Source organism: Bacteroidota bacterium (assembly GCA_023957335.1).
In the GTDB taxonomy this organism is placed as follows: domain Bacteria; phylum Bacteroidota; class Bacteroidia; order NS11-12g; family UBA955; genus JALOAG01.
Genome location: JAMLHC010000001.1, coordinates 15124 through 33602 on the forward strand (window position 1 = coordinate 15124; position 18479 = coordinate 33602).

Here is an 18479-nt window from a genome sequence, read left to right on the forward strand (position 1 = left end):
AATTAATCTTCAAACTCTAATTCATTCAAAGCACTTCTTAGTTCGGCAAGTGCGTGCGTATCTCTCACTTTTTGTGTAATTTCAATCCCTTGACGATAAATGACCTTAGCTTGCCCAATATTCTCTTGGGTTTCATAGAGTTTAGCCAAATGATAATAAGTTGCAGTATATTCAGGATTGTCTTTCAAGAGGGATAAAAACATGTGTTCAGCAGTAGCCAATTCACCTGCATTTACCATTTCTAATGCCAATGCGTAACGCAAAAAAGCATCGTGAGGAGTAAGCTCTAAAAGCTTGTTCAATTGGGCAATTCTTAGCTCTCTTTGATTGTTCATTATTTGTTATGATAAATTTTGTGTTGCGGTCTGTCAATACTAACTTTGCAAACTTAAACAGAAATCCATAATATGAAGATATTAGTGTGCATGAGTGTGGTTCCTGATACAACCACCAAAATAACATTCGTTGAAAACAACACCAAATTTAATACGCAAGGCGTTCAGTTTATTATCAATCCTTATGACGAAGTTTCGATTACCAAGTCCTTAGAACTTACTGAAAAACTTGGCGGCACTGTCAGTCTTGTCCATGTAGGGCTTACAGAGAATGACGCTGTCATACGCAAAGGTCTTGCCATAGGTGCGCACGATGCATTTAGAATCAATGCAGAGGCAACTGACGGTCAGTTTGTGGCAGAGCAAATCGCTGCTTTTGCCAAAGACAAAGGGTATGATATTATTTTTACAGGCAGAGAATCCATTGATTACAACGGAGGTCAAGTGTGTGGCCTGGTAGCGGAATTATTGGGACTACCTTCGGTAAATATAATCACATCGATTGAAGTAGATGGTAACACAGCCACAATGACACGCGACATTGACGGAGGCAGTGAAAAACTAAGCTGTTCACTTCCAATGGTAGTGAGTGCTCAAAAAGACTTGTGTGAACCAAGAATTCCTAACATGAGAGGCATAATGTCTGCTCGTACAAAACCTTTGACCGTAATAGAACCAATTTCAGTAGAATCTTTTGGCAAGTTTCAAAGCTTTGAAAGTCCAAAACCCAAGGCTTCTGTCAAATTGATAGACCCCGAACATCCCGAAGAGCTTATACAATTATTGAGAAACGAAGCAAAAGTTATTTAATCCTTAAAAAAGTAAATCATTATGTCAGTAGTAATATTCGCAGAAAATTCAGAAGGCAAATTCAAAAAAGGAGTTTTTGAGGCAGCCACTTATGCATACAAAACAGCCAACAAACTTGGCACAGAAGCCAAAGCCATAGTCATTGGCGATGTGAATCAAGAAGATTTGAACAAGTTGGGTAATTATGGCATTTCAACAGTATTAAAATTAAATACGCCATCCAATGAGTTCCATACCCAATCATGGAGTGAGCTTGTCAGCCAAGGGTTTAAGACAATGCAGGGTTCTGTACTCATTATTTCAAACACCTACACAGGTAAATCAATTGCTCCGAGAATCGCTATTAAATTAGGTGCAAGTCTTGCAACCAACGTGATTGACTTGCCCGATACCACAAATGGTTTTGTTGTCAAAAGAGGTTCCTTTTCAGGAAAAGGATTTGCTTTTGTCAACCTTAGTCGTGCAACTAAAGTAATCGCACTTACCCCTAACTCAATAGATCTTGAAGAACAAGTAACTACTCTAACTGTCAATTCTGAAACCATAGGTACTCAAGCTCCGGCAACCCAAATCATCGGTACAAGTAAAACCCAAGGTAAAATTCCGCTCACAGAAGCTGAAATAGTTGTTTCTGCGGGCAGGGGGATGAAAGGTCCTGAAAATTGGGGTATGATTGAGGAGCTTGCTAACGTTTTAGGTGCGGCAACGGCTTGTTCCAAACCCGTGAGTGATGTGGGTTGGAGACCACATTCCGAGCACGTAGGACAAACGGGTATCACTATTAAACCGAACTTAAACATTGCCATCGGGATTTCCGGTGCTATTCAACATTTAGCGGGGGTCAGCTCCAGCAAAGTTATTGTAGTGATTAATACAGACCCGGAAGCTCCTTTTTTCAAAATTGCCGACTATGGTATTGTAGGAGATGCTTTTCAAGTATTACCCAAACTAATTGCCGCAGCTAAGGCAAGCATGAGTAGTTAATTAAAATCACATTAATTATGGGTAAAATTCTGGTTGAAGTGGATGAGATTATTTTGGGAGCCATCCACTCCACATACCAACTTGTTTTGAAGGAGGTAAACGGCAACCGAAGGTTACCCATTATCATAGGTGTACCCGAAGCACAATCCATTGCCTTGGCTATCGAAGGTAAAACACTTAAAAGACCTAATACCCACGACTTATTTCTCAGTATGAGCTCTAAACTCGCGTTTACAATGAAAGAAACATTCATTAACCGATTTGAAGATGGTGTTTTCTATGCTGAAATTATTTTAGAACACAACGGCACATTTCACACACTTGATTCACGCACCTCAGATGGTGTTGCACTTGCTATTCGTTTCAATGCACCCATATTCGTTGAAGATAGAGTGTTGGCTGAAACCGGTGTGGACATTCAGAAAAAAGACTTTGATACCCCTGAACGAGCTGAAGAAACTTTTGAACCGCCACGCATTCAGACATTTAAAGAAGAACTCACATTTCTATCGCTTAATGAATTAGAAAAACTCTTACAGGAAGCACTTGACATGGAAGATTATTTCCGCGCTGCCACAATCAGGGATGAAATTGCAAAAAGAAAGTAATGAAGGTTGTAATCTATTTAGCTTCACTAAGTAAATTATCTAAAGCCGGTTTTAAATTAGGATAGGCAAACTCAAAGCCGGCATTTATTATCTTTTGAGGCGAAACTCTTGTTCCTTCCAACAAAGCTGATGCTGATTCTTTTAATATACTCTTTAATACGAATGAAGGAATATTGGGCATAATCAACGGTTTTTTCAATACTTCTGCCAGCACCTTCATAAATTCTGCATTTGTAAGTTGATGTGGGGCTACCGCATTAAACACCCCATTTGCCATAGTATTCCTTAACACAAATTCGTATATGGCACAAATATCATCAACATGAATCCAAGGCATATATTGCTTTCCACTTCCAAAAGCAGCGCCTATATAGCGCTTAACAAAGCCTCCCATCTTTGGCAGCGCGCCACCTTGTGCTGACAGAACAATACCGGTCCTAAGCTTCACAACTCTTTGAGCTATACCTTCATCTGCAAAAGCGTCTGCAGCTTGTTCCCATCTGAGCACCACATCGCTCAAAAATCCCGTCCCTTTAACATCATCTTCCACAAAAATCCTTTCGCTGGTTTCGTTGCCATAAAATCCGATTGCTGAAGCTGTGACAAATGTTTTGATATGTTGATTCTGATTTTGAAGTAATCTCAACAACATGTCGGCTGATTTTACCCTACTTGAAACGATTTCAGACCTTCTTGCTTCTGTCCACTTTTTTTCGAGCACATTTGCTCCTGCAAGGTGTACAATATGACTAATATCCTTAAGCGCATTATCATCAATAAAATGCTTATCAATATTCCATTTAAATTCATTCTTCTGTTCGGGAAAACGCGACAATAAGCGGACTTCAAACGCATTACTCAAACGCTGAGAAAGTTCTTGAGCAATCACACCATGAGCACCGGTTATTAATACAATTTCCTTCATAGCAATGAGATTACAAAATTATACAATAAAAACTCCTTAATCAGTGAATTTCCTTTAAAAAGTAGTTTAAAGGAAGAACAAGTATTTAAAACTCCATGATTAAACTACCTGAAAGTAGTTTTGGTTCAACAAATGTTGATTTGGGTGGCATGATGAGATTTAAATCTGAAACCTCAAAGATATCTTGTGCCAACAGCGGAGCCAGCGCAAAAGCGACAGTAACATCCCCCGCCTCTATCTTAGTTCTTACTTTTGCAATACTCTCTTTGCCGGATAGAAAACTCAAACGGCTGTCTGTCTTACTGTCTTGAACATTAAAAATCGGTTTTAGAATCAGATTCTCTAATAAGGCAACATTGAGCCTGTCTGCTATACTAAGATTCAGCAAATTGAAATCTGATTTCAAACTTGCCTTAATGGTTTTATCTTTAAATAATACAAGAAAATCATGTGCTCCCAGTGGCTCATTTCCGGAAGCCTCGACAATATCAAAATGAATATTCAGTTTCTCAATTATTTCTTGATATTCAATAGTGGAAGAGCTTTTGAACAATCTGTAAAAAGGATAAATACGCAGTTGCTCGTCCGATACCAAAAAGGCAAGCATGCTGCAAGAAGGAAGTCCTTTCTCTTTTATATATTGAGAGACAGAAGCAGTCCGATGATGCCCGTCTGCGATATAGAAAGCATTGACTTTGCCAAATTCAATTTGAAGTTTAGAAATTGTATCAGGGTTTTGAACCTTCCAATATTTATGGCGATTTTCATTATACTCAAAAGCAATATCAGGACGGGTTTCTAAATAACTATGCAAGATTTTATTAATATCACTTTGTGCAGGGTAAGTCAATAAAACCGGCTCACCAATAAAACCCGTTATTTCAATATGCTTAAACAGTTTTGCCTGTTTTTCGGTTAATGTATTTTCATGTTTTTTAATCACCCCCGACTCGTAATCATGAATATCAACAGTAGAAATCAGCCCCAAGAAAGAAGTATGGTCGGTATTGATGATTTGATAAACATAAAGTGCCGGCTCCTTTTCTTTTACAAGCACTTGCATTTCTTTCAGATGTTTAAAATAATGTTTGCCAAAACCATAGGATGTCTCTAATGTATTTTCTCCTGCAAAATGAGCTTGAGGTTTAAAAATATGGTAATACGAAAAAGGATTCTCTTGTATTTTCAAAGAGATTTCATCTTTTGTCAAACTCACATTCGAATCAATAGCAACTTGGTTTTCAAGTCCTTCTGCCGGGAAAGTGGCACGAAATGGGGCTATCTTAGGCAAAACGGATTATTTTAAAAAATGAATGATTTTTTCGGCAAGTTCAATTCCTATACGTTCTTGTGCTTCATTGGTTGAAGCACCACAATGAGGCGTAAGAGAGGCATTATCTTGTTTGAGCAGGATGTCGTTCACGGGAGGTTCATTTTCGAATACATCAATACCGGCAAACGCAATTTTTCCATTCTCTAAGGCTTTAGCGAGGGATTTTTCATCAACCACTCCGCCTCTTGCACAATTCACAATACCGGCTCCGGTCTTCATCATCGCTATCTCTGCTTCTCCAATGGCAGGTTTGTCAAGTTTGGGGACGTGCAATGAAATAAAATCAGATTCTTTCAACAATGTTTCAATAGACACTGTTTCGATAGGCACTGTAATTTTGGGAAGGTTCATTCCGGAATGGAAAGTGAAGTCTAAATTAATATTTTTTACAAAAGGGTCATAAGCCAATACTTTCATTCCAACGCCAAGAGCAATCTTGGCGGTTTCTTGTCCAATTCTTCCAAAACCGACAATACCCATTGTTTTGCCCTTGAGTTCACTTCCGGTGGAATACTCTTTTTTGAGTTCTTTGAACTTAGTCATACCCATATTGGGCATTTTTCTGTTTGATTTTTGAAGAAAACGCACCAAGCCAAAAAGATGAGCAAATACAAGCTCTGCAACAGAAATTGAAGATGCAGCCGGTGTATTAATCACTTCAACATTTTTTTCTTTGGCGGCAACTTTATCAATATTGTCAGTTCCCACTCCGGCTCTGCCTATCACTTTGAGTTTGCCTGATTCAATAATTTCACGCGTTACAGTGGTTGCACTGCGCACAATGATAACATCATAATCAGCAATTTTGGAAGCTAATTCCTCTTGTGGTATTTTGTTTGTATCAACGGTATGCCCTGCTTTCTCTAAAAGGTTCTTGCCCGCAGCATCAATTCCGTCATTGGCTAATATCTTCATTTTTCTTGTTATTTAAAAGTCTGCATAACGTTTATCAATGCCTGAACACTTTCAATAGGAAGTGCATTATATAAAGAAGCGCGGAATCCGCCTAAATCTCTATACCCTTTGATTCCCATAATCTTAGCTTCTTTACAAGCTGCGAGGAATTCTTCTGTTAAAGATTCATCTTCAAGGAAAAAAGAAACATTCATTTGAGAACGGTCGTGTTGCTCGGGAACAAATGCTCTAAAAAGAGGGTTTCGGTCAATTTCAGCATAAAGCATATCTGCGCGTTCTTTGGCTCTGCGCTGCATTTCATCAACCCCTCCAATCTTTTTAACATATTCAAGATTCTTAAGTATGGCAAAAACCGGAAATACAGGCGGGGTATTATACATGCTGTCCTTTTTGATATGAGTCGAATAATTTAATATAGTAGGGATTTTTCTGCTCACCTTGCCTAAGATATCTTCTCTAACAATTACAACAGTAGCTCCCGAAGGTCCCATATTTTTTTGTGCTCCTGCATAAATCAAGGCATATTTAGAAACATCAACTCTTCTGCTCATAATATCTGAAGACATATCACAAACCATAGGAATCGGGCTATGGAGAGTTTCCCTTATTTGAGTTCCATAAATCGTATTATTGGAAGTATAGTGAAAATAGTCAGCATCCTCAGGGATATGAATATTCTTGGGAATATAATTATAGTTCTTATCTGCCGAGCTGCCTGCGAGCACAACTTCGCCAAATACTTTTGCTTCCTTGATGGCATTCGCTGCCCACTTTCCGGTTTCCAAATAAGCTGCCTTTTTTTCAAGCAAATTGTATGCAGTCATCATAAACTGAGTGCTTGCCCCTCCTCCCAAATATAGGACATGATATCCTTGCGGAACACCGAGTAAATCTTTCACAATTTGTCGGGCATTTTCCATTACTTCCACAAACTCTTTACTTCTGTGTGATATTTCAAGTATAGAAAGTCCTGTGCCTGCAAAGTTGTTTATTGCATTGATTGATTCTTCATAGGTTTGAGGAAACAAAATCGAAGGTCCTGCATAGAAATTATGTACCTTCTTAGCTGAATTTTGTGTTGCGTTTGTCATATATGTATGGGCGCGAAGTTAAAACTATAAATCACATTTGCCACAGCAGATTGATGAATTTATACGAACAATCTTCCGGCATAAATTACAAGCGGTCTAAGACTAATCAGACAATTTACTTACCCCTACCTTGCAACATAATCAAGGCAGTATAAATAAGGATTTTCAGGTCAAGCGCAAATGAATAATTCTCTATGTAAAGCAAATCATAAAAAGAGCGTTGCACCATTTGTTCCACATTCTCGGCATAACCAAACTTCACTTGTCCCCATGATGTAATACCCGGTTTGACCATATATAAACGGTCATAATGAGGGGCATAATTTTTAATTTGCTTTGCATAAAAATCCCTTTCGGGGCGCGGACCTACAATGGACATTTCGCCTGTGATTACATTAAAAAACTGCGGGAATTCATCCAAGCGGGATTTGCGCAAAAATTTTCCAAATTTCGTAATGCGCGGATCGTGATCACTGCTGAGTTGTGGTCCGTTTTTTTCGGCATCAACAACCATCGTTCTAAATTTAATAATATTGAATGGTTTGCCTTTGTATCCCAACCTTTCTTGTATAAAAAAAACGGAACCCTTAGAACCTATTTTAACCACCAAAGCAATACATAATAGAAAGGGTAAAGCAAGAGCCAAAGCAATAGAAGCCAGTATGATATCAAATATCCTTTTGAAATTTTGCTCCCAAGGTTTCATTACCGCGAAATTCAACTCGATAAGGACCGTACCTAATATATTGTTCATCTTTACCATACCCGAAAGTATATGATAATCATCGGGAGGAATTTTCAGAAAAACATTTTCTTGGTCAATAGAAGAAATGACCTTATTGATTTTAGAAATTTCAGAACTTTCAAACGCAAGGATTACCTCTTCAATCTTATGGTCTTTAATGATTTGATGAATATTTTCATAGGAACCCAGAAACGGCACATTTAATTGTTTCATTTCTTCAATGAAAACCCCATTGGTACAAACCCCTACAAACTTATACCCTTCGGACTTTTTGGATTGAACAAGTTGTTTATATAATCGCAAAGCCTTTTCGCCCCCTCCTACCAGTAAGGTATTGAACCCCCAACGTCCCTTATTTAATTGGGAATTGGTATAGCTTGACAAAAGAAATCTAAACAAATAGGTCAACACAAACTGTGAAATAAACAATACAGAATAACTAAAGTAATAACTCTTATAGTTGACAATTGTATCATCCAACATCAAAGAAAAGAAAATAATAAGCGTACCAATAATTGTGGTGAGGAGAGTTTGTCCAAGTTCTTTTAATCTTGAACGTCTGAAAATATGACGATAATAACCAAAAAACCAATACATAAAAAGCCATAGCACCGGAATGATGATAAGCCCCAATATCAGGTTTTTATCATTTCCAATCGGAATGTGATATCCGTGTCTGGCGGGCTCTATAAGTTCTTTTCGAACCAAGAATACAGCTATCCATGAAATGCTCGCAGCAAGCCAGTCAAAAAAGACATACAAAAATATTCTTAGTAACTTATTCAATTCAGGTAGCTCAGCTTAATGTTATCAATATATACTTGAGGAGAAAAACTTGCATTACCCTCTGATTTCAGAAATCCATAAAAAATCTGAATGGGCGTATTCGCTTCTAATACAGAAGTTTCTATGGAAAGATTTAAATAAACCTTTTTCCACTCTTTGCTTGGTGGAAGAATTATAAAAGGAATCTGTTCATACATTGATGGTTTATCTGCGTAAAAACCAATCTGTAGTTCGATATTTGTCTTATAATCTAATTCCAAATAAACATCAGCACCCTTGTTTGGGACAATAAATTTTTCCTTACTAAATTGCTCAAAAAGGACAGATTGATCAGACGCAGGCATACTAATCCCTGCAGAATATTTTGAGAATGGGCTCTTAAATGCATTTGCATCAGCACTATCAATAATTTGAATTGAATCCTGCGTGGTATTTTTCGATGAAGATTCCGTAGAAATTGCACCCGTTTCAAAATCCTCAATCCATGCAAAAAAAACATTAGAACGATAGTGAGTTGCGGGCTTAATGGTATCAATAATTTCGGGTTTAAGAGTTACCTTAGTTTCGTATCCTTGCAAAATCTTGATAGACTTTCGATTGACAGAAGACGTATTTTCTTTAATTCCCGGAAAAATAGTAATTGTACACTCCCCTTCTGCTAAAACCGGTATGGTTACAGGTAACTCAAAAGCTCCCAAATATTTGCTATTGACATAAACATGCCCATCTGTAATATTTTGGGAAGGGTTGCCTTCGGTTGGCAGATTCGTAGAAAAAGTAAATTTATCAATATGTAAATATGAAGGAATTTCCGCGTCTCTCTTTTTACACGCAGAAAACAATAAGCAAATATTGAATAAGACGAATAAAAAACCGTCAGCAGGTTTGATATTTATCAGCTTCAGGGAAAACCTTTTCACACAATTCCGATACTTCAACAAGTTCATTAATTCCTGTCAATGGGCTAAGATGATGGGTTATATTATCCCAGAAATTAAGCAGTTCTTTGGTCAAAGAATCAAAATAGATAACTTGTTTTTGAACTCTTTTTATCTCGGGCAATAGCTGCTGCAATTCTAATTCATTTTCATTGTTAAACAAACTAACTGTAGCATTATTATCTAAGTTCTTTTGCAACTCCCAAATTTTTTGTTCAAAAAAGTCTAATTCAAAAAGACGTTCCGAAGTTCCAAAAACTGCTTTCAACTCCTTTTCATCCCTACTATATCTGATATTAACCTTACAATTGGTTCCACCATGACTATCCATCCACAAAGAGAAATGTTCAGGAAATTCTAACCCGAACAGATAGGATTCATTCTTATGAAATTTCTCCACTCCACCTCTTATAGACTTATTTGTAAGTTCAAGGGATTGACTCAAAATAGCACGAAAGTGCTCCCTATCTTTAAATGGCATCTTGATATCAATCTCAATCCAATTGCAATTCTTCAAATATTGCCATACCGATAAAAACAAGGGCGTAACCGAAAACTGATTGCCGGCATGAAACGTAATACCTGCTTCATGTACAAGACTAGACCACTCCTTTAATCTTTTATAATTTTCTGTGTTTACCTCATGAGAAAAAATGTGTTTTAAATTATAAATGGCTTTTTCAACCAAAGGAGAATACCACTCCAAACCTTCACAAAAGAAAATTGAGTCTGTATTTTTCAAAAAAACTTCATACTCAGAATTAAAATAAGCATCTTCCCATGTGTTTGCTGTGGGGACATAAGACCCGACAACCATAAATTTACCGGTCTTTTCCGCAACCTCTGTAACAGTTTGAATTTGTTTACTGTTTCCTACAATACCAAGTTTTATCATCTTATTGTTTTACGGGTACAAATAATTTTATTAATTTGCAATCTGTAAAGTCATTATTTTCAACCAATTATATTTAGTGTAAATTTTGCAAGACACCCCACGACATAAAGGTTTAAGGAACAATCTTATAGCAACACTGCGCGAGAAAGGAATTACCAATGAATATGTATTACGAGCAATGGGATTGCTTCCTCGACATTTCTTTATTCCTCCTGAATTCGAACATTTTGCTTACCAAGACAAACCTTTCGCCATAGATGCGGGACAAACAATTTCACAACCTTATACAGTGGCTTACCAGACACAATTAATATCTCCGGCAAAAGGAGATAAAATCCTTGAAATCGGAACAGGGAGCGGGTATCAAGCAGCTATACTGAAACTCTGCGATGCAGACATATACAGTATTGAGCGTATAGAAATTTTACATCACAAGTCAACAAAGTTATTTCAAACGCTCGGCTTAGATATCCACACAAAACTTGGAGACGGAACTTTGGGGTGGAGCGAAGAAGCCCCATTTGATAAAATCTTGGTTACAGCCGGTGCACCCAAAGTACCACCTGCACTCTTTAAACAGTTAAAAAAAGGTGGGATGCTTGTTATCCCTGTTGGAAAATCAGGTGAAACCCAAAAAATGGTACGCATCATTAAACAAGATGCAAGTAAGCACAAAACTGATATTTTTGATAATTTTAGTTTTGTGCCTTTGATAGGCAAAGAAGGTTGGTAAACTCAATCAGCTATAATTATCTGCAATGTCAAAACCAAAGGCAATTATATATTTGATTAGACAATTGGTAGAAAAATATTTAAGAAAATTCTTGTTTTATTCCTTTTCTTATTTCAAATTCGAGGGCTGAAATTAAATTCAACTATTATGACAAAACATTACGAATTATTAAAACGTCTCACTTCTCTCCATTTTAAGTACCCCACTTTATTAAGAACAACATTTGCAATGGCTGTGCTCATGAGTGGAACACTACTCAATGGACAATTAGTGTACAAGTTTACAAATTGTGGAGCTACAGGGTTTAAAGGACCTTCTCAAGCACAAATTAATACAGCCTATGCTTTAACCCCTCTAAACGGATTAGTAACTTCATCAAACGGGATTCAGCTTTTTACAGTTCCCGCATCCGGTTACTACAAAATCAATGCGGTTGGAGCGCAAGGATTTAATGCTCAAAGTGGATATAACGGAGGTAAAGGAGCGTCAATGACTGGTGAATTCTACCTTATAGGAGGCTCCACTTTAAAGATTGTTGTTGGACAGCAAGGACAAGGCACCTCAGGCAGCAATGGTGGCGGTGGCGGTGGTTCTTTTGTAACTTATAGTGACAACACTCCCTTGGTAATTGCAGGTGGAGGAGCCGGTTCAAGAGCTGCAGTAAGCCAGAACAGTTGTGATGGAAGAACAAGTAAAGAAGGAGGTGCCATGGCAATTTCTTCAACTTCTTCTTGCGGACCACGCTCGGGCGGCTTGGAGACAGGTGGCGCAATTTCTGCCTCTTGGGGAAGTGGTGGCGGAGGATTAGTGGGCAACGGAGCTAATGACTACGGGAACGGAGGTAAATCATTTATCAATGGAGCTAATGGTGGCGATGGAGGTTCTTGTGGGGCAGCAGATGGCGGTTTTGGTGGTGGAGGTTCCGGTAGCGGTTGCAACGGTGGCGGTGGCGGTGGAGGCTATTCCGGTGGCGATGGCGGCTATATGGCAGGCGGTGGCGGTTCTATTAACAATGGAACCAACCAAGTTAATATAGCAGGTGCAAATACCGGAATGGGAAGAGTAGATATTACTGTTATTAGCGTGGGACTCGCTGATATAGAACCAATTTTTATTAAACCTATTACTCCTGTTGTTAATACAATGTGCGTGAGAACAAAATATGAATATGAGGTTACATTTAAAAATAATGGACCTGATGATGCATCATTTATAGATTTTGAAGTTACAGCTCCTGGAATGACTAAATTGGAATACAGTTTCTTTGATATTCGTGACTTAGCTAGTGGTGCATCAAAAACATATAAATTGCCAGCTTCAGACAAAGTAAGTTTTGGCTCTACCGGTACACAAGGACTGACCCTGAATATTACTAGGGTTTGGAGTGACGGTGATGACACAACTAACAATATAATAACTACAAATTACAATGTAGTGTCGCTTCCATATGGTACAAACTTTACACCTGCTGCCGGTTTCCCAGGCTTTATTAAAGTAGATGCTCCCACCTTGGTAACTCACGACAAAACATACCGATACGATTTTACCCCTCCTACCGGGTATTCCAACTCCGGCTATGGTACAACATGGAGTGCAGGCTTCTATGGCATAATGGACAATGATCCTCTCCCTTCAAGTAGATATAACCTTGTGCCTCCTGTAGGTGGAAACAATGGCTATCTTACACTTAAACTTAGTAAGGAAGATATTGACAAAAACATTACTTTCTACTTTACCATTAAAGAATTTGTCAGCGGAAAGTGTGATTCAATCATTTCCAGAGACCTGCATGTTGCACCAATGCCCGATGTAAGCTATGAAGATGTGGGTGGATGCTTAGGCTCTGAGTTGCAGTTTGTAAATAATTCGTCCATTCCATCCGGCACCATCCTTTCTACAAAGTGGGATTTTGGAGACGGAACAACCTCGGATTTATTCTCTCCACAAAAAACCTTTAACACCAAAGGCATCTATTTTGTCAAAATGGTGGCAACCTCAGATTTGGGATTTGCTGATTCTGTTATCAAACAAATCAATGTGATTGAAACCCCGGTTGCTGACTTCTCATTTGACAATCAGTGTGGACTAACACCATATCAGTTTATCAACAAGAGTACTTTGGCATCCGGAACGCTTTCTTATGTTTGGAGCTTTGGTGACGAAAACAGTAGTACAGATAAAGACCCTACACATATATATAATAATCCGGGACCTTATGAAGTTACACTTTCCGCAATCTCAGATAATGGATGTCATTCTGAAATTACCAAATCCATTTACAATTATCCTAATCCCATTGTAAACTTTACTATCCCAGCCCAAGCATGTCTTAATAGTTCTGTTTTATTAAATAATCAGACAACTATCAAATTCTCATCTTGGGGAAGCCAATGGAATTACGAACAAGGAGTAAAAAGTACTTTTGAGAAAAACCCTTCTGTTAAATTCTCTTCAGTTGGAACTCAATCTGTCACATTAAAGGTAACTACTCAATTCGGATGTGTGGATTCTATGACCAAGACAATTAGTGTGATTGACGCTCCAGCCATCAATCTCTCCACTTCTGATGTGTGTAGCAACAGCCCTATTGTGTTCCATAGCGGAATTAACAACCCTGATACTTCAATTGGTTTTATCTGGAATATTGACGGAATCCTTTATCCTGACAGAACTCCAAGTGTTCAGTTCGATAGTGCCGGTGAATATAATATGAGCCTAACTGTAAACTACGCCAATGGTTGTTCGGATTATAAGTCTTCTACTGTCAAAACCGGATACAGACCTAACACTCAGTTTGATATTGCTTCTACTACATGCGCAGGTAACCCTATTGGATTGTCAAACAACACTTCGGTTCAATTCGGCAAGTATCATAGTTATTGGGATATGGGGGACGGCACTACTTATAGTGATATCAATACGCCAAACCACACCTATACCAATACAACCCCTGGTTCTTATCAAATAACCTTGATTGCAACATCTAAAAATGGAATATGCCCAGACACTTTCACTAAAACTGTAAATGTTGGAATTGTACCTAGTTGTGCTTTCAACATCAACCACGATTGGACTTATGGTCAAAGAGGATATACCTTTGACGTGCCTATTGCTGATGCGGACTATAAATGGTATTTTGGTGACGGGAAAGTGTCTAATGACAAACAACCTAATCACCAATATCAAAATGACGGCAAATTCACTGTTAAATTGATTATTACCACCACAGAAGGTTGCCAATGCGAAAAAACAATAGAAAATATTGTTCAGAATCTTGATGTGAAATCAGACTTCACGCTCAGTGGCTTTGCAGTTTATCCTAACCCAAGCACAGGAGTGATTACAATTGCTAACAGCAATAACACTGCAATAGCTAACATCTCTATCTCCAACATATTGGGAGCTACTGTGATGAGCAATATTGAAAACAACGCCAACAGCGAATATAGTTTTGACCTTTCCGGTTTGGCTAACGGAGTATATATGGTTAAAATAGTTACTGCCGACAACCAAGTGCTAACTCACAAGGTTGTGATTAGCAAGTAAAACCTCGTATAGAATTATATTGCAAAAAAGCCTTCCCACATAGGGGAGGCTTTTTTGTTGATATGATTTAAGAATTATAATCCGATACCGAGAAGTCTATACTTTGAAGCCGTTTATCCTTTTAAAATGTACAAATGCAAAAAAAAGTGATTTCAATTAAAAAAAGACCTATATTAGCGCACTTAAAATTAACAATGAAATATCAAATATATCAAACATGAATCACTATTACAATTCACGAGGAAAGTTCTCCTCTATCAGTAGGATTACACGCAAGCAAATTTTGTGTTTTTCCATTAAAAAAAGTGCTTTTGTCATTGCGGTACTGTTAAGTAGTAGCGCATTATTTGGACAACAAGTTTTTAAATTTACCAATGCCGGTGCAGTCGGACAAACAGGACCATCACAGGCACAAATTAACACAGCCTATACATCAACAAATTTAGATGGCAAAGTAACTTGTCTTAATGGTTATCAATATTGGACAGTGCCTGCATCTGGAATGTACCGAATAAAAGCTGCCGGTGCTGCCGGTGGAATTATTAGCAGCAGCAATGCAGGCCAAGGTGCAATTATGGAGGCTGATTTAATGTTAATTGGAGGACAAGTACTTAAAATACTTGTAGGACAAAAAGGCAACTCTAGCGCAAGCGGTTCGGGATCTGGCGGTGGCGGTACATTTGTCGCCACAAGTGATGATGTTCCTCTTGTCGTTGCAGGTGGCGGTGGGGGACGATATGACCAAAGTTCATCATTATACAATGCAAATGCAGTAACCAATAATGATGCACAAAAATCCGGGTGTAACAGTGGTGGCAGTGCGGGGACCAATGGCAACGGAGGCCAAGGTTGCAGCAATAATGGTGCGGCCGGTGGCGGTGGTTTTTTTACAAATGGAACAACAACCTCTTGGGGAACATTTGGCTACTCATTTATTAATGGAGGAAAAGGTGGCAATACCAGTTATGACCCCAATTGCATAGGTGGATTTGGCGGTGGTGGTGGCACACACGGTAACACCGGTGGCGGTGGCGGTGGTGGCGGATATTCAGGTGGTGGTGGCGGCTACCACAGCACTTCTGATGGCAGTGGCGGTGGCGGTGGCTCTTTTGTTCTCACTACTGCACTTAAACTTAATACTTCCAATGGAAAATACAATAATTCTTCTACTTTCAATGGTGATGTTGTGGGTAATTTGAACGAAATGAATAAAGATCATGGTTATGTTGACATTACAATCATTAGTGTAGGAAATTCTGACATAGAAGCAGTTTCTATTAAACCCATCACGCCTATAGCAAACACTATGTGTGTTAGAACAAAATACGAATACGAAGTTACTTTTAAAAACAACGGACCCGATGATGCGTCTTATATCAACTTTGAGGTTACTGCTCCGGGTATGACAAAATTAGAATATAATTTCTTTGACATCAGAGACCTTGCAAATGGAGCTACTAAAACATACAAAATTGCTGCTCCCGATAAAATTTCTTGTAATGCAACCGGTAGTCAAGGTTTAACATTGAATATTACTAAGGTATTGAGTGATGGAGATAACGCTTCAAACAATTTAGTTACCACGTATTACAATGTGGTTTCATTACCTTACGGAACTGATTTCACACCGGCTGCCGGATTCCCCGGATTCATAAAAGTGGATCAGCCAACATTAGTAACTCATGACAAAACCTACCGATATGATTTTACTCCTCCTACAGGGTATGCCAACTCAGGATATGGGACAACATGGAGTACAAGTTTCTATGGCATTATTGACAATGAGCCTCTCCCTTCAGACAGATATAATATTATTCCCCCAGCCGGTAGTATCAATGGTTATCTTACACTTAAACTTAAGAAGGAAGATATTGACAAAAACATTACTTTCTTCTTTACTGTTAAAGAATTTGTTTTGGGCAAATGCGATTCTATCATTTCCAGAGACTTGCATGTTGCACCAATGCCCGATGTAAGCTATGAAGATGTGGGTGGATGCTTAGGCTCTGAACTTCAGTTTATCAACAACTCTTCTATTGCTTCCGGAACAATCCTTTCTACAAAGTGGGATTTTGGAGACGGAACAACCTCGGATTTATTCTCTCCACAAAAAACCTTTAACACCAAAGGCATCTATTTTGTCAAAATGGTGGCAACCTCAGATTTGGGATTTGCTGATTCTGTTATCAAACAAATCAATGTGATTGAAACCCCGGTTGCAGACTTCTCATTTGACAATCAGTGTGGACTAACACCATATCAGTTTATCAACAAGAGTACTTTGGCTGCTGGCACCCTTACTTATGTTTGGAACTTTGGTGACGAAAACAGTAGTACAGATAAAGACCCTACACATATATATAATAATCCGGGACCTTATGAAGTTACACTTTCTGCAATCTCGGATAATGGATGTCATTCTGAAATTACCAAGGCTATTTACAGCTATCCAAATTCAGTTCCTAACTTTGACTTACCGGTTAGCATTTGTGCTAACCAAACTGTTAATATTCTCAATAAGACTACTATCCCATTCTCATCTTGGGGTAGCGAATGGTCTTCTGAAAATATTGCAAACAGAACTTTTGACAAGAACCCTACACTAACATTCTCTCAAGCAGGACAACAATGGGTTAAACTTAAAGTTACTACTCAATTCGGATGTGTGGATTCTATCGTAAAAATGGCTAATGTTATTCCGGGTCCCGGCATTGACATCTCATACTCTGATGTATGTTCTAACACTCCGGTTACGTTCCACAGCGGTATTCAAAAACCGAATAACATACAAGTGGACTATTTCTGGAACGTGGGTGGAAGTCTATCTGCTAAGTCTGACCCTACTTTCAACATCGGTAAAGCCGGAAAATACAATGTTAACTTGACTGTTACTTATGATAATGCTTGTGTTGCTTCCCAATCTATGGTTGTTGAAACCGGATATAGACCTCAAGCTGATTTCTCTCTTCCTGATGTGAACTGTGCCGGCAGTCCTATCAGCGTTTCTAACAACACTACTATCAGTTTTGGCAAAGCGGTATATTATTGGGATATGGGCGATGGTGCTACATACAACCAGATGATTACGCCTAATCACACATACACCAACGCAACTCCTACGCAATATACGATTACATTAGTTGCCACTTCTGAAAATGGCGTTTGTCCTGACACTGTTTCTAAAAACATCATGATTGGCGTGGTTCCTTCTTGTAATTTCAATATCACACATGATTGGACTTATGGACAGAGAGGTTATACTTTTGAACCTGAACAAGCAGGTGCTGAATATAAATGGTACTTCGGGGACGGACTGCTTTCTACACAAGAATCTCCGGTTCACCAATTTCCACGTGATGGCAAATTCCCTGTTAAATTGATTGTTACCTCCCCTGAAGGATGTCAGTGTGAACAAACGCTTGACCATGTAGTAGAGAATCTTGATGTGAAATCAGACTTCGCACTCAGTGGTTTTGCGGTTTACCCTAACCCTAGCACAGGAATGATTACAATTACCAATCACAATAATACTGCAATAGCTAACATCTCCATTTCCAACATGCTTGGAGCTACTGTAATGAGCAAAGTTGAAAGCAACTCCAACAGCGAATACAGTTTTGACCTTTCCGATATGTCTAACGGAGTATATATGGTTAAAATAGTTACTGCCGACAACCAAGTGCTAACTCACAAGGTTGTGATTAGCAAGTAAAACCTCGTATAGAATTATATTACAAAAAAGCCTCCCAAGATTTGGGAGGCTTTTTTGTTTCTATGGCTTGATATCCATGCACAGTAATTTATATATCTATATTTTAAGGGGGCTTTTCCTTTA

The 18479-nt window shown here is 38.5% G+C and carries 14 protein-coding genes; 6 read left to right on the top strand and 8 right to left on the bottom strand.

The annotated features are described in order from the left end of the window. Window positions 1–2: 2 nt before the first annotated feature. Window positions 3–335, bottom strand: a complete 333-nt coding sequence (locus M9892_00085) for a hypothetical protein (protein ID MCO5252746.1) — start codon at window positions 333–335, stop codon at window positions 3–5. A gap of 72 nt (window positions 336–407) precedes the next feature. On the opposite strand from M9892_00085, the gene M9892_00090 reads away from it, so the two are divergent. The 3 genes from M9892_00090 to M9892_00100 are packed head-to-tail and all read left to right on the top strand — an operon-like array spanning window position 408 to window position 2737. Beyond that, on the top strand, window positions 408–1145 hold the full coding sequence (locus M9892_00090) for an electron transfer flavoprotein subunit beta/FixA family protein (protein MCO5252747.1): 738 nt from the start codon (window positions 408–410) through the stop codon (window positions 1143–1145). A gap of 21 nt (window positions 1146–1166) precedes the next feature. Then, window positions 1167–2129, top strand: a complete 963-nt coding sequence (locus tag M9892_00095) for an electron transfer flavoprotein subunit alpha/FixB family protein (GenBank protein ID MCO5252748.1) — start codon at window positions 1167–1169, stop codon at window positions 2127–2129. Window positions 2130–2146: 17 nt separating this feature from the next. Then, the gene (locus M9892_00100) at window positions 2147–2737 is read left to right on the top strand and encodes a bifunctional nuclease family protein (GenBank protein ID MCO5252749.1); all 591 of its coding nucleotides are present in this window, start codon (window positions 2147–2149) and stop codon (window positions 2735–2737) included. 13 nt (window positions 2738–2750) lie between these two features. On the opposite strand, the gene M9892_00105 is transcribed toward M9892_00100, so the two are convergent. The 7 genes from M9892_00105 to M9892_00135 all read right to left on the bottom strand — a co-directional run bounded on the left by M9892_00105 (window position 2751) and on the right by M9892_00135 (window position 10365). Then, entirely contained in the window at window positions 2751–3662 is a 912-nt protein-coding gene (locus M9892_00105; protein MCO5252750.1) for a TIGR01777 family oxidoreductase, read from the bottom strand. A gap of 85 nt (window positions 3663–3747) precedes the next feature. Next, window positions 3748–4953 (bottom strand): DUF1015 domain-containing protein, encoded by a 1206-nt coding sequence (locus M9892_00110; protein MCO5252751.1) that lies wholly within the window; start codon window positions 4951–4953, stop codon window positions 3748–3750. A 6-nt stretch (window positions 4954–4959) separates the two neighbouring features. Beyond that, window positions 4960–5910 carry a D-2-hydroxyacid dehydrogenase gene (locus tag M9892_00115; GenBank protein ID MCO5252752.1) on the bottom strand — a complete coding sequence of 317 codons (951 nt, stop codon included), beginning with the start codon at window positions 5908–5910 and terminating at the stop codon, window positions 4960–4962. 8 nt (window positions 5911–5918) lie between these two features. Next, window positions 5919–7001, bottom strand: coding sequence for a 3-phosphoserine/phosphohydroxythreonine transaminase (gene serC, locus M9892_00120; GenBank protein ID MCO5252753.1), 1083 nt, complete (start codon window positions 6999–7001; stop codon window positions 5919–5921). Between the two features lie 115 nt (window positions 7002–7116). Continuing rightward, window positions 7117–8532 (bottom strand): sugar transferase, encoded by a 1416-nt coding sequence (locus M9892_00125; GenBank protein ID MCO5252754.1) that lies wholly within the window; start codon window positions 8530–8532, stop codon window positions 7117–7119. Continuing rightward, window positions 8529–9452: a hypothetical protein gene (locus tag M9892_00130; protein MCO5252755.1), complete on the bottom strand. Its 924-nt coding sequence runs from the start codon at window positions 9450–9452 to the stop codon at window positions 8529–8531. The genes M9892_00125 and M9892_00130 overlap by 4 nt, the downstream gene beginning before the upstream one ends. Then, a complete protein-coding gene (locus M9892_00135) occupies window positions 9409–10365 on the bottom strand; it encodes a hypothetical protein (GenBank protein MCO5252756.1) in 957 nt (318 codons plus the stop codon). The genes M9892_00130 and M9892_00135 overlap by 44 nt, the downstream gene beginning before the upstream one ends. An 82-nt stretch (window positions 10366–10447) precedes the next feature. Between M9892_00135 and M9892_00140 the strand changes: the two genes are divergently transcribed. From M9892_00140 to M9892_00150, 3 genes are all read left to right on the top strand, one after another. After that, entirely contained in the window at window positions 10448–11098 is a 651-nt protein-coding gene (locus M9892_00140) for a protein-L-isoaspartate(D-aspartate) O-methyltransferase (protein MCO5252757.1), read from the top strand. A 147-nt stretch (window positions 11099–11245) separates the two neighbouring features. Beyond that, window positions 11246–14644, top strand: a complete 3399-nt coding sequence (locus tag M9892_00145) for a PKD domain-containing protein (protein ID MCO5252758.1) — start codon at window positions 11246–11248, stop codon at window positions 14642–14644. A 217-nt stretch (window positions 14645–14861) separates the two neighbouring features. After that, a complete protein-coding gene (locus tag M9892_00150; GenBank protein ID MCO5252759.1) occupies window positions 14862–18356 on the top strand; it encodes a PKD domain-containing protein in 3495 nt (1164 codons plus the stop codon). Window positions 18357–18479: the final 123 nt, after the last annotated feature.